At 48.3% G+C, this 13059-nt stretch carries 14 protein-coding genes; 9 read left to right on the top strand and 5 right to left on the bottom strand.

Translation table 11 applies throughout. The features are described 5' to 3' along the window. From L696_RS0111755 to L696_RS0111745, 3 genes are all read right to left on the bottom strand, one after another. On the bottom strand, nucleotides 1-1043 hold a 1043-nt coding region (locus L696_RS0111755), incomplete at its 3' end, for an ABC transporter permease (RefSeq protein WP_025683798.1). Further along, complete coding sequence (locus L696_RS0111750) at nucleotides 1036-2799, bottom strand: ABC transporter ATP-binding protein (protein ID WP_025683797.1); 1764 nt, start codon at nucleotides 2797-2799, stop codon at nucleotides 1036-1038. The genes L696_RS0111750 and L696_RS0111755, both read right to left, overlap by 8 nt. 79 nt (nucleotides 2800-2878) lie before the next feature. After that, nucleotides 2879-3289 (bottom strand): MarR family winged helix-turn-helix transcriptional regulator, encoded by a 411-nt coding sequence (locus tag L696_RS0111745; protein ID WP_025683796.1) that lies wholly within the window; start codon nucleotides 3287-3289, stop codon nucleotides 2879-2881. Nucleotides 3290-3411: 122 nt separating this feature from the next. On the opposite strand from L696_RS0111745, the gene L696_RS0111740 reads away from it, so the two are divergent. The 3 genes from L696_RS0111740 to L696_RS29490 all read left to right on the top strand — a co-directional run bounded on the left by L696_RS0111740 (nucleotide 3412) and on the right by L696_RS29490 (nucleotide 5511). Continuing rightward, nucleotides 3412-3630 carry a hypothetical protein gene (locus tag L696_RS0111740; protein ID WP_025683795.1) on the top strand — a complete coding sequence of 73 codons (219 nt, stop codon included), beginning with the start codon at nucleotides 3412-3414 and terminating at the stop codon, nucleotides 3628-3630. Between the two features lie 75 nt (nucleotides 3631-3705). After that, entirely contained in the window at nucleotides 3706-5181 is a 1476-nt protein-coding gene (gene pdxR / locus L696_RS0111735; RefSeq protein ID WP_025683794.1) for a MocR-like pyridoxine biosynthesis transcription factor PdxR, read from the top strand. A gap of 87 nt (nucleotides 5182-5268) precedes the next feature. Continuing rightward, entirely contained in the window at nucleotides 5269-5511 is a 243-nt protein-coding gene (locus L696_RS29490) for a hypothetical protein (protein ID WP_081750722.1), read from the top strand. Between the two features lie 64 nt (nucleotides 5512-5575). Here L696_RS29490 and L696_RS0111730 read toward each other — a convergent pair whose 3' ends face one another. After that, nucleotides 5576-7459, bottom strand: coding sequence for a S8 family peptidase (locus L696_RS0111730; RefSeq protein ID WP_025683793.1), 1884 nt, complete (start codon nucleotides 7457-7459; stop codon nucleotides 5576-5578). A gap of 185 nt (nucleotides 7460-7644) precedes the next feature. Between L696_RS0111730 and L696_RS0111725 the strand changes: the two genes are divergently transcribed. The 6 genes from L696_RS0111725 (at nucleotide 7645) to thiI (ending at nucleotide 12459) form a co-directional block, all read left to right on the top strand. After that, nucleotides 7645-8151, top strand: a complete 507-nt coding sequence (locus L696_RS0111725) for a YpuI family protein (protein ID WP_025683792.1) — start codon at nucleotides 7645-7647, stop codon at nucleotides 8149-8151. Nucleotides 8152-8338: 187 nt separating this feature from the next. Next, nucleotides 8339-8566 carry a DUF1540 domain-containing protein gene (locus L696_RS0111720; protein ID WP_025683791.1) on the top strand — a complete coding sequence of 76 codons (228 nt, stop codon included), beginning with the start codon at nucleotides 8339-8341 and terminating at the stop codon, nucleotides 8564-8566. 45 nt (nucleotides 8567-8611) lie between these two features. After that, entirely contained in the window at nucleotides 8612-9007 is a 396-nt protein-coding gene (locus tag L696_RS0111715) for a hypothetical protein (protein ID WP_025683790.1), read from the top strand. 226 nt (nucleotides 9008-9233) lie between these two features. Further along, nucleotides 9234-9929: a lytic transglycosylase domain-containing protein gene (locus L696_RS0111710; RefSeq protein WP_025683789.1), complete on the top strand. Its 696-nt coding sequence runs from the start codon at nucleotides 9234-9236 to the stop codon at nucleotides 9927-9929. A gap of 153 nt (nucleotides 9930-10082) precedes the next feature. Next, nucleotides 10083-11231: a cysteine desulfurase family protein gene (locus tag L696_RS0111705; RefSeq protein ID WP_025683788.1), complete on the top strand. Its 1149-nt coding sequence runs from the start codon at nucleotides 10083-10085 to the stop codon at nucleotides 11229-11231. A 1-nt stretch (nucleotide 11232) separates the two neighbouring features. Next, nucleotides 11233-12459 (top strand): tRNA uracil 4-sulfurtransferase ThiI, encoded by a 1227-nt coding sequence (thiI, locus tag L696_RS0111700; RefSeq protein ID WP_025683787.1) that lies wholly within the window; start codon nucleotides 11233-11235, stop codon nucleotides 12457-12459. 112 nt (nucleotides 12460-12571) lie between these two features. On the opposite strand, the gene L696_RS0111695 is transcribed toward thiI, so the two are convergent. Then, a partial coding sequence (locus L696_RS0111695) for a YjbE family putative metal transport protein (RefSeq protein ID WP_025683786.1) occupies nucleotides 12572-13059 on the bottom strand: 488 nt, incomplete at its 5' end.

Genomic DNA, 13059 nt, shown 5'->3' with positions numbered 1-13059 from the left:
CTGGCGGCAGCCGCCGATTGCAGATTGGTTGCGGCCTGTGCCAGCTGTGACAAGGGTTGTGTAAACAGACGAATATACACCATGAAGGCCACAATGGTTCCGATCGTTATAGCATGTTGGTTCACCAGCAAAGCGCCCACGACACAGACCGCGACATAACCGAAATTCCCGATGAACATCATGACCGGCATCATCAGGCCAGACATAAACTGGGATTTCCATGCATTTGTATATAAGCGGCTGTTAATGCCATGGAACACTTCCTTGGCTGCTTGTTCTCCGTTATATACCTTGACTACGTTATGACCGGCATAGGTTTCTTCGATATGACCGTTGATCTGGCCAAGCTCCGCTTGCTGTGCTACAAAATATTTCTGTGAATGCTTCATAATCACGGTCATCAGGGAAAAACCGATCAGCGTAGCTACAATCCCGGTAACGGTCATAATCCAGTTCGTATACAGCATCATAATCAGGGCGCCTACGAAGGTTGCCAGCGCGCTGACAAGCGTGCCGAGACTGTTGTTTAACGTTTGTCCGATGGTATCGACATCGTTGGTCACACGGCTGAGCACATTACCGTAGCTCGTAGCGTCAAAATACTTCAAAGGCATATGATTGATTTTTTGGGACAGCTCTGTCCGCATTTTCTTTGTAAGACGCTGTGACACGGTCGCCGTAATGAAGCCTTGGAAATAGTTAAAGATAAGACCAAGACCATACAAAAGCGCCAAAACAAGAACGATTTTCTGGACAGCACTCACATCAACCCCTGTTACGATTCCTTCCTGGATCAGGTTGGCAATATCGCTGAGCTTCCCCGGACCAATCACGTTGAAGGCGGAACCGACCAGGGCCAGCACCATAGAGAGTATAATCATGGGCACATAGGCTTTGCTGTAGGATAAGAGCTGGCTGATGGTCTTTTTAAAATTATTCGCTTTTTCACCAGCACCCATGCCCCCTGCGGGACCACCACCCATGGGACCTCGCTGTTTCATTTTCATATGCTGGCTGCCGACGGTGTGTTCATTCTTATCCATGTACGAGTTCCTCCTTTGAAAGCTGCGAATAAGCGATCTCCTGATAGGTGCTGCAGTTCGCCATCAGCTCTTCATGTGTACCGTTCCCTACAACCTCACCTTGGTCCAGTACGATAATCCGGTCAGCGTCCTTAATGGTGCCTATGCGCTGAGCAACAATGAGTGTCGTAGCATGGTCGGTTTCTTTTTTGAGAGCGGAGCGCAGAATCCGGTCTGTTCTGTAGTCCAGTGCCGAGAAGGAATCATCGAAGATATAAATTTCCGGCTGACGGTAGATGGCACGCGCAATGGACAGACGCTGCTTCTGGCCACCGGACACGTTCGCTCCACCTTGTGAAATCCGTCCCTGATACTGACCGTCCATTTTTTCCACAAACTCCGTGCCTTGGGCAATCCTTACGGCTACTTTGACGAGTTTCTCCGAAGCTCCTGCTCTTTCGTTATCGCCATACGAAACGTTGGATGCCACCGTACCGCTGAAAAGCACAGCTCTCTGAGGGACATACCCGATTTTGTTATGGAGTGCTTGCTGCTTATAGTTTCTGACATTCACACCATCCACGAGCACCTCTCCCTCGGTCACATCGTAGAAACGGGGAATCAGATTGATCACACTGGTTTTGCCACTGCCTGTTGCGCCAATAAAGGCAACCGTCTCGCCTCGATTCGCCGTAAAGCTAATGTTGCGGAGCACGGGCTCCTCGGCGTCCGGATATTTGAAGCTGACATTACGAAATTCCACCTGTCCCATAACGCCTTTTTCTCCAGCCGTCTCATGCCCGTTCATGATGCTGGATTGGGTGTTCAATACCTCCATGATCCGTTTGGCAGAAATCGAAGCGCGAGGCATCAGGAAGAAAATCATACTAACCATCATAAAGGCCATGACCACCTGCATCGCATAAGAGGAGAATACAACCATATTGGAGAACAGCGCAATACGGTCCGGCACGGCCGCCCCGTTAATCAGGTAAGCGCCGATGCAATAGATAGAGACACTCAAACCCGACATAATAAAGGTCATACCCGGGCCAATCATTGCCATTAACCGATTCGCAAACAGGTTTGTATTCGTCAATTCGATGTTGGCCTGCTCAAACTTTTCCTCCTGATACTGATCTGCATTATAAGCGCGCACCACCCGAAGTCCAGTCAAATGCTCACGTGTTACCCTGTTCAGATTATCGGTGAGACGCTGGATTCGCTGGAAACTGGGGAGAGCGAAAATAACAATAACACTTAGCATCAGGATCAAAACAGCCACGGCCGCTCCTGTAGAGGCGGTCCACTGCCAGTTTTTATCCGCAATCTTCACAATAGCCCACACGGCCAAAATCGGTGCCTTGACGATCACCTGCAGTCCCAACGCAACGATCGTTTGAATCTGGGTAACATCGTTCGTGGTGCGGGTGATGAGGCTTGCCGTCGAAAAGCTGTTCATCTCTTCCATTGAAAAGGACAAGGTCTTATCAAACACCATCGCACGCAGACGCATGGCCAGTCCTGCCGCCACCTTCGCTGCGAAATAGCCAACAATAATAGATGCAATCATACTGCCGACTGCACACAACAGCATGTAACTGCCGGGAATCAGCAGTTCCGACATAGGCGTTCCTTCCCTTTGCAGCTTGGTCGTAATTTCCGCCATATAATCTGGCAGCTTCAGATCAAGCCAAACCTGCACAACGATGAAAGCCAGGCTGCAAAGCACGAGCATCCATTCATTTTTCTTGAGATATTTGAATATCTTTAGCATTCTGTTGCTCTCCTTTTATCTGAAAATCTTAGGTGTTTGATTCAATTTGATGCACCCTGCATGCGACCTGCTTAGGAATTCAACTTTTAGAGACAATAAGCTTAATGAGTCGGATAAATTCTTTGGCATCCTGTTCGTCCAGCTTGCGAAGAATGCTCTCGGTCCATGCGATTCCTTCATTATACTTGTCAATCATAAATTGCTTGCCTAAATCCGTAATGAATACAATCACCTTACGTTTGTCGGTGACATCAGTATTGCGTACCACCAGACCTTTCTTCTCCAGGCTCTTCAGCGCCGTTGCTACCCGTCCTGTACTGACGGACAAGTATTCGCTCAAGTGGCCCGAGGTAACCCCGTCCTTATTGGAATTCAGACAGATGAGAATCCCCATTTCACCACGTGAGTAGTGTCCTCGCTCCTCTAATGACGGTTTGTGCTTTTTGACAATATACTCGAACAGTTCTGTCGCTGATGTCTTATAATCCAATGGTCACAACACCTTCTAGCTTTTATCTTATACTATAAGATAATAATGATGCCCGAGTAAAAAGTCAATTCGAGAAAATATGGAATACAAGAAGCATCCATGACCATCTTCACGGGAATACATTGAATACACAGCTTCAATCATATGCCAGCAATGATGCGACAGAAAATCTGAATGTCTGTCTGGATGCAAAGGTGGATTTTATCATCAAGCGCAACCAGCGGCTAGCCGCCCTAAACCCGGCTGTCTATCGCCAAACAAGACGGTATGTGCTGCGAGGAACGCGACGGCAAATACGTTTATCTGGGAGCTATGATCTGGGAAAACAAGAAGCTTGTTAGCCGATTCGCGTCGTCTACCAAGTGATTGAATGTTACAATGGAAGTCAATGGTCAGATCCTGGAGGGACGATTCCGATGCATATTGAACTTAGCCGCAATAGCAGCGTTAAATTATATTTACAGATTGCCAAAACATTGGCGGACCGTATCGAGTCGGGACTGCTACCTCAGGGTACAAAGCTTCCCTCTGTCCGCCATTTTTCCAGTCTGCTTTCGGTTAGCCCTGTAACTGTAAGCAAGGCTTATGCGGAGCTGGAATCCATACATCTTGTGGTGTGTACACAGGGAAAGGGATGCTATGTAGCCGAGCCTTCTGTGTCATTGCATCGTGAGGAAGCGCTGGATTTATCATGGCAAATGTCGCTGATTGATTATTTGCCGCGTGCTCAGTTGTGGAGAAACTTTAATCATAGTCGTCAGGTTCCCTATTCATTTCATATTGCGGCAGTTCAGCCAGAGCTTCTTCCCACTCGTGAAATCATAGCCGATACCCGACGTTTATCCTCCAAAGATCCCGATGTGATGGCTGTTTACGGCACCTTCGAAGGGGATGTAGAACTGAGGGAAGTATTTGCAGCTCACCTGGGCGAACGTGGAATCCGTACTGCAGCGGAACATCTGCTTGTGACAAGCGGCGCCCAGCAGGGGATTGATCTTGTGGCTCGCACGTTCGTTGGCCCTGGTGATGTCGTCTATATGGAGGCTCCTACGTATACGGGTGCAATTGATGTATTCACCAGCCGAGGTGCCAAGGTGGTCATGATTCCGATGGATGAGCAGGGCATGCGCATGGATATCCTGACACGCCTCTGTGACGCTCATCCTCCAAAGCTGATCTATACGATACCTACCTTTCATAATCCTACTGGAATAACCTTAACGACGGTCAGACGCATGCAACTTCTGGATCTGGCGCAAAGTTATCATTGTCTGATCGTCGAAGATGATCCGTTTTCTGATCTGTACTACAAAACAAAGCCACCGCTTCCCATTAAGGCGCATGATCTGTCCGGACATGTGATTTATATTAAAAGCTTCAGTAAAACCGTCGCTCCCGGCTGTCGTATCGCTTGTGTAGTGGCTACAGGAAGCGTGCTGGACCGTCTTGTGGCAGCCAAGTCAACTACGGACCTGGGAAGCCCTCTGCTGACGCAAAAAGCACTGTTACCTTTCATCAGGCATCGGCTGGACAACCATCTCGTCTCGTTAAGGGATCAAATGCAGGACCGTCTGACCACTGCTTTGTACACACTCCAGCGCTTTGCCCCTGTAGAAGTCACCTGGCAAGTACCTGAGGGTGGTCTTAATATATGGATAAAACTCCCGCCTGCTGTTGATATTGCAGAGCTGGGACGATTAGCTGATCGTGAAGGCATATCCTTTTTACCGGGAGGGGTATGTTATGCAGGTGGTATGGAAAGTAATCATATTCGTATTTCCTTTTCATACACGGCCAAGGACACACTTGAAGTAGGATTGCGCAAGTTATGCCGCTTGCTGGGAGAACTGCTTGACCGCTCGGGCATCATGGAACGAAGGCCTATTTTGTAAGGATATTTGCAATAGGGGGTAATCATCCAATCACAGGGAGCCCCTTCGTAATATGCTGTACTAATTCACCGAAAGGAGTTGCACATTATGAGTCATTGCCCTAACGAACCGATCGTGTGCCCGCCGATCCAATTTGTAAATCATCAATTTTATCCGCAAGTTGTTCCCGTTGTTCATCCGATTGAGATTATCAATCAAGCGCATATTATACCTGTACCCCACCATGTATTTCCAGTGGTTGTAAAGGACCCAGGTGATCCTTGCTGTCATACCCGTAGTCATACTCGCAGTAATGGCAAGCGTCAGGTACGAAGCAGCTCTAAGCGCTAAGAGATTACAAAAAAAGCAGTCATGGAGCGTACCATGACTGCTTTTTGCCCAAACGGAATCTTTTTTACGTTTCGAGCATCTTCAAGAGAGACTTTAACTTATCACTCAAATGCTGTGGATAGAACTGCAAAGGAACATACGGACGTTGAGCTGCTTTCAACGCCTTATATACATCGATTTGGCCATATCCGAAATATTTGTCATGCCCTGGTGTACCCAAATCAATCACGCTGTTTCTCATCAAATCCATGACCTCTTTGTTTGTCAGGTCGGGGTTGATGGAACGAACGAGGGCCGCGAGCGCTGATACATGCGGACTGGCCATCGAAGTGCCTGAGAGGGCAGCGTATTGGTTCCCCGGATACGTGCTTGCTATGCTTGCGCCGGGGGCCATAACATCAACATAATCTCCGTAGTTGGAAAAGGAGGCACGGTGCATAGACGCGTCTGTGGCAGATACGGCAAATACTTCAGGATAGGCAGCGGGATAGCCGGGCCGTTCCGTATTATCATTTCCCGTGGCCGCGACTAATACAACATCCTTGTCATAGGCATATTTAATCGCATCGTGCAAAAATTCAGCTTGCGCATAATTGCCGAGACTCAAATTAATGACCTTGGCTCCATGGTCTGCGGCCCATATAATGCCCTCTGCCACGGAATAAGTGGTACCGGACCCGGATTGATCGAGTACCTTGACCGGCATGACCTTGTTATACCATGTCATGCCGGCAACTCCCTCTTCGTTGTTCACGAGCGCGGATATGATGCCGGCAACATGCGTTCCGTGACCAACGTCGTCGTAAGGTTTTTCTTTCGGGCTAACTACGTTGTGTCCCGGGAGGATTTGGCCCTTCAAATCAGGATGGTCCATATCCACTCCCGTATCCACTACGGCTACGACGACATTTGTGCTACCTTTGGATAATGCCCAGCCCCGGTTGGTTTCGGTGGCTGGCAGATTCCACTGATAGCGGGAAAAGAGCAGGTCATTTGGAATAGAGACATCCGACGCTTTTACGGTTTTTTTTTCATTCGTCAGATACATGTAATGAGGTTCTGCATATACCGGGTTCCACTTCTGCGAGAAATATTGCTTTAGCTCTTTGAAGTTCATGTTATTCGAATGAAACACATACGTATAACCGAGCTTTCGGCCTGGCTCACAGTTCAAATCTGCTGCGATCTCGCGCAATTGCCGTTGATCAGGATTGTGGCGGAAGCGAACGACAATTTCATTTTCAAAATAATGGCTCGCATTTTCATTGTCATGACCCGTCTTGACGGTAATATCATGCAGTGTGTCGGGATGTACCGATTCGATTTTGTAGCTGCCTTCCTTCGGATAGGGGATGAGGCGCAGGTTTTTGCGCTGATGCTTTTCCACGTCACGAAGCACTTGCTGGCTGACCAGCGCGGCAACGCCGTTTGTTCCGTCAGTCGCTGGCTCTGCCATAACAAAATATTTTCGACCCTCGAACTGAAAGACTGCGGATTCGTAAGATTTGTTTTGGAGGACGGAACGGCGAGCCGCTGTCAGACTGTTTTTGACTTGAGCGTTATTAAGCAGACGGGATGGTGTCTTCCTGCTTGTGAAGGTTGTGCTCTTCCCGTCACGTGTATTGATCCACTGTAGCGTGTGAAGATGACTGTGTGATTGCTGAAACTTGCGGGCAAAATGTTTTTTCTGATCAATGGTTTTACCATTCAGTTCACGCATTACGTATTCAATATCCTGTCTAGCGTCCATGCGAGTGATGGTGTCTGTAGCGGACAAGTCCAAAGCCAACATTCCTTTTTTGAGCTGCTGTTCCTGATGTGGCACCATTTTTGCCGTATATTCGGGCTGTGGTGTGTGGCGGTGATCTCGGGAAGGCAGCATCAGGGTGATGACAAGCACCCCGGCGGCTGCTCCGATCAGGGGTTTTAACCATTTTTGCCGAGACATGGGACCGTCCTCCTTGGGAGTTTATGAATTTATGGTTATCGTGAGAAGGTTGGCATGTTTTTATACCTTTCAATCCTTATTTGTGGTAGGATAAATACTGAAAATTACAGCTCTTTCGGTTAGAAGGATCTATTTTCGGGTAACCAAATTGATGAACAAGCAACAAATAAGGGGGAGCTGCATTGATGTCAGCAGTCAACGTACAAAAATTATGTGAGTCGGCGCAGGAGAAACTGAAGTCTGCCGTGGAACGGGTGGAAGCATTCCTTAATGAGCATGCACTGCCGGAACTGGCTATGGATCGCAGTGAGGAGTCCGTACTCTTTTACAAAGGCTTTTTGTCAGATCTCCGCCATGTCCTTGTTTTTTCCGAAGTATCTTATGAAAAGCTGGGTGTGGCTTTGCGCCGTGCCAACTTTGACGTCGATTTTGCGGAAAAGGCATTGTATAACGTTTACCATGACTGCGTGAACAGCTTTTTTTATCCCAAAAATGAATCTTACGCAGAGGACGGTCGCTACGCTTATACGGGACAAGATGCTATACGCTTCCGTAAAACGCCAGTGAATCCCGCCCGCGAAGTGATCATGGACATTACGAAAAATTTTGAAGAATTGCGCGATGATCTTACTTATTATGAAAGTGATTATTTGACCCAGCGCCGGATGCAGACTCGTCGTACACATGCATAAGTATCTAGCCCGTTGATTTTTTTAATTAAAAACAAAAACAAATGAGACAAGCAAGCCGTTTCCTGTTTGCTTCCTGCCAGTGTGGAGGAGGTGCCGGAAACGGCTTTTTTCGTATGTCACCAACTGCCATATGCCGTGGCGCATAGGTGAACGATACCGTGGGGACAATGAATTCGAGGTGATGATCATGAGCCAAGAGGCCAAGCCACTAGTCAAATGCAGCGTAGCCAATTGTCATTATTGGGGAGAAAACAACTTGTGCAAGGCAGATTTGATCATGATAGAAATTGACAGTCATGCCGGGAAAAAATTTGATGAAGAATATGCGGGCGAAAGCTTCAGCTCAGTCGAACGTGATCAGGCTGCAACTTCCGCAGCAACCTGTTGTCACACCTTTAAACCAAAGTCTCTGTAACAATCCATCCCGCGAATCATTACGTAATTGGAGGTGCAGTGTATTATGGAAGATCATGAAACTGATAAGCATCGAGACGAAGAGAATTTTAGCCGCAAGCGTGTGGATTATCCCCGTCGTATTCAAGAACGCTCTGTCAAGCGTCGCAACCATCAAGAGGAATATGCTGCTGAGGTAGCTCCCGGCTCACCAGCCGTGACTCGGCATGAGGACAAGGATGAGCAGCATGTCATAAGCAAAAGTGGACGTATCTCAGGCTATATCGGTCTAGCCGCAGGTATTGCCGCACTATTTATGTGGTCTATTGTGCTGGGGCCTATTGCTGCAGTGTTGGGTTTTTTTGCTTATGTAAATGGGAACAAAACAACAGGTATTTGGTCGATCGGGCTGGGTGCGCTGGCGACATTAAGCTACTTTGCTTTTATTCCGTTTGTACGTTGATTCCATGAAGGCACGAAAAACCGGGTAATCGCTTGCCTGTCCAAGTAGAAATGATTAAAGCGATCTGTCTGCATCAAGTCAGTACCATGAAGCTCCGCTGTCATTTCGACAGATACGGAGCCTTTTTTCGTTAAAAAGTATGGCAGTACATAACAAAACGTTGTATCATAAGCAGTAATGATAGGCTGTTTGGGATATAACAACTAAAGAAAGTTGGGAATACCACATGCAAATAGATCCGCGCGTGTCCAAATCCATAATCGATACGCAGTTGTTGAATAATATAAGTGCTACAGCACAAACGGGAACAACGGATGCTTTTTCCGGATTGCTTGAGCAGGCAGGCCAGTTGGAGACAAATGATGCTCCAGCTCGTGTCAATTCAGGGGACGTTACAAGGGATGAAAATGGTTTGCTCTGGCTCCAATTGGGACCATCGAGAGGGGCAGCTTCGCCATTGGCGGTATATCCTGCTTCCAGCACAGCAACCGATGGGCCAACCAAACCTACGGCTTATGATGATCTAATTAACGAGGCCAGCAATAAATACGGGGTTCCGGTGTCGCTGATTAAAGCGGTCATTGATACGGAATCTTCATTTAACCCGCTGGTCACTTCTTCAGCCGGAGCCAAAGGCCTTATGCAGCTTATGGATGCTACGGCCCAAGGGTTGGGCGTGAGCGATGCGTATGACCCTGCACAAAATATTGATGCCGGAGTTCGTTATTTGTCTTACCAGATCAAACGTTTTAACGGACAGGAAAATATGGCCTTGGCAGCTTATAATGCGGGACCCGGACGGGTACAGCGACTGGGCGTGAATAGTGACGAGCAGTTGATGGCTGTGCTTGACAAGCTTCCGTTAGAAACGCAAAAGTATATTACCAAAATTCAGAACGCACGTGAAAAATATACGATTTAAGCCCTGTAGCTTATAAAGAAAAACAAAATTTTAATCAGACAGGTCCGCAGGCAGGATCAATATGGGGAAAGGGTGTCACTGTGTAATGCAGTGGCCTTTCCCTGTTTTGGTCTTTTTTTGTTGTAGAGGCTGCAGGGTAGAAAGGGGAGTTCCATGAAATATTTTGATTATGCAGCGACAGCTCCGCCTTTTGAAGAGGTGATTACGACGATTGCAGAGGTAATGAGACGCCACTATGGCAACCCGTCCTCAATGCATCGGTACGGGGAGGATGCGGATAAGCTGCTTAAGCGTTCCCGGGAGGTTTGTGCTACAGCTTTGGGCGTACATCCGGCGGAGATTGTGTTCACATCCGGGGCAACGGAAAGCAATAATCTCGCTATTAAGGGAGTGGCCTTGCAGTATCAGGTCAGAGGCAAGCATATCGTTACAGTATCAACGGAGCATCCGTCTGTGTATGAGGCTTGCAAACAGTTGCAAGAAGTGGGCTTTGAGGTCACATTTTTGCCCGTTGATGCGGAAGGGCATGTCAGTACAGAGCAGGTTTGTGCAGCTATCCGCAAAGACACGATTTTAGTCAGCATTATGCATGTCAATAATGAGACGGGAAGAGTGCAGCCGCTACATGATATCGGAGCCGCGTTGAAGGAACAGTTCCCACGTGTACTGTTCCATGTTGATGGTGTGCAGGGTTATGGAAAGCTTCCGGTGGATATCCGGGGCTGGAAGGCTGATCTGTACAGCCTGTCCGCACATAAGCTGCGCGGTCCCAAAGGAGCCGGACTGCTTGTGGTTCGGGAAGGTGTGCAGCTTTTCCCGCTGCTTAGCGGAGGCTCTCAGGAGCAGGGATTTCGTGCAGGTACGGAAAATGTTCCGCTGCTTGTCGGTATGTCCAAGGCGGTCAGGCTGGCAGGAGAACGGCAAGCAGAGGCGGCACAGCGTATGACTGCGTGGAGAGATCGGGTAGCCGCGGAAGTGAAGGCGATCCCTCAATTGCGACTGAATAGCGGGGAGGAAGCGCCGCACATTGTCCATTTTTCGTATCCGGGTATGAAGGCTGAGGTGCTGCTGCATACGCTGGAGCAACTGGGCGTAGCGGTATCCACCAAATCGGCTTGTTCCTCCAAATTGGCCGAGCCTAGCCGGGTTTTGCTGGCGATGGGTCGCAATGAGGCGGAGGCGTCCGGTGGCATTCGGATCAGCTTCGGCGATGAACATACAGAACAGGATATTGACGAGCTTATTCTCGCGCTCCGCAAGGCTGTGGCGCAATTGGAATCCCTTGAAAGGTGGAAACGTTAAAATGCATTATGATATGCTGTTGCTTCGCTTTGGCGAATTTACATTGAAAGGGAAAAACCGCGCCCGTTTTGAAAAGGCGGTACTGAATCACGTAAAACTGTTGCTCAAGCCGTTTCCCGGCGCTTCTTTGCGTAAGGAATTTGGACGGATTTATGTAGTTCTCGGAGGAGAGCCTTATGAGCAGATCATTCAGGTGCTACAAAAAGTCTTTGGTATCACCACCATCAGTCCTGTTAAAATGGCTCCTGTTGAGCTTGACACGATTATTGAGACCTCTGTAGCCTTGATGCGTGAGTTGAATCCAAGAGAAGGAATGACTTTCAAGGTAAATGCTCGCAGGGTGTGGAAAGGATTTGCCCATTCCTCTCATGAGATGAATCATTTGATTGGTTCGCCGGTACTGCGCGAGTTCCCAGAGTTAAAGGTCGATGTGCGCCAACCGGATATCGAGCTACGGGTGGAAGTCAGAGAGCAGGCGGCTTATATATTTAGCGATATTATTACGGCTGTAGGAGGCTATCCGTTAGGTACAAACGGCAAAGCTATGCTGCTGCTCTCGGGCGGAATCGACAGTCCGGTAGCAGGATGGTCCTCCATGCGCAGAGGATTGGAAATCGAATGCGTTCATTTTTACAGCTATCCATTTACGAGTGAGCGTGCGAAAGAAAAGGTTATTGACTTGGCGAGGGTATTGGCGGGTTACGCAGGACGCATCAAGATTCATCTTGTACCTTTTACGGAGGTGCAGACGGCTTTTACACGTACCGGACAGGATAATCTAATAATCACGCTGATGAGACGGTCCATGCTGCGTATTGCAACGATGCTGGCGGAGCGTGAAGGGGCGCTGGCGCTTGTAACGGGTGACAGTCTCGGTCAAGTAGCCAGCCAAACTTTATCAAGCATGAATGTGATTGGGCGTTCGACGGAATTACCGTTGCTGCGTCCTCTCGTGATGATGGATAAACAGGAAATTACGGAAATAGCCAAGCAAATCGGCACATACGATCTATCTATCCTGCCGTATGAGGATTGCTGCACGTTGTTTGTTCCCAAATCCCCAACGACCAATCCGAATTTATGGGTTGTTCAAAAGATCGAAGCCTCTATTCGGGATTTAAATACGTTGATTGAGCAGGCCGTGGCTACAACGGAGACTGTTGTTCTTGAGGCAGATGGAGCTATAGAGGGACGTAAAGAGGAAGTTGTGCAAGAGGATTGGTTTTAAAATCTTTTAAGATGCTACGTTTAGCGGTATACAAAAAGGCAGATCCATCGACTATTGTCGGGTCTGCCTTTTTTTAGATTAGAGATAAGATATACGAGGTTTTTCTTAGGAATTATTTTAAAACAGCTTTTTTTCGGCTGGATATGGCTCTGCGGTTTTGAAGATAGCCTGTGAGCAAAATACCAACCATCACTGTGGCAATGAACAGGACACGCAGCGGGGGGTGTGCGGTAAAGTATGGCTCCAGCTTGCGTTCCTCGGTAATCATATTGGAGGCGGTATAGCCAAGCACAGCCGAGCCCAGATAGATGATCCAGGGGAATTTGTTAATAAGCTTGATGAAAAGAGTGCTTCCCCATACGACAATCGGCACGCTGATCAGCAGACCAAGCACCACCAGTATCAAATGCTGCTGGGCAGCGCCTGCGACGGCAATCACATTGTCCAGTCCCATGGCTGCATCGGCTACAACGATGGTGCGAATAGCCCCCCATAAAGTCGTGCCGGCTTTGACTTCGGCGTGCTCCTCCTGATCTACCAGCAGCTTATATGCAATCCAAATCAGCATTACACCCCCGACGAGTAACAGCCACGGGACTT

Source organism: Paenibacillus maysiensis (assembly GCF_000520815.1).
GTDB classification, from domain to species: domain Bacteria; phylum Bacillota; class Bacilli; order Paenibacillales; family Paenibacillaceae; genus Paenibacillus; species Paenibacillus maysiensis.
The sequence above is the reverse complement of the archived record's forward strand: the minus strand, read 5'-3'. Positions and strand labels throughout refer to the sequence as shown.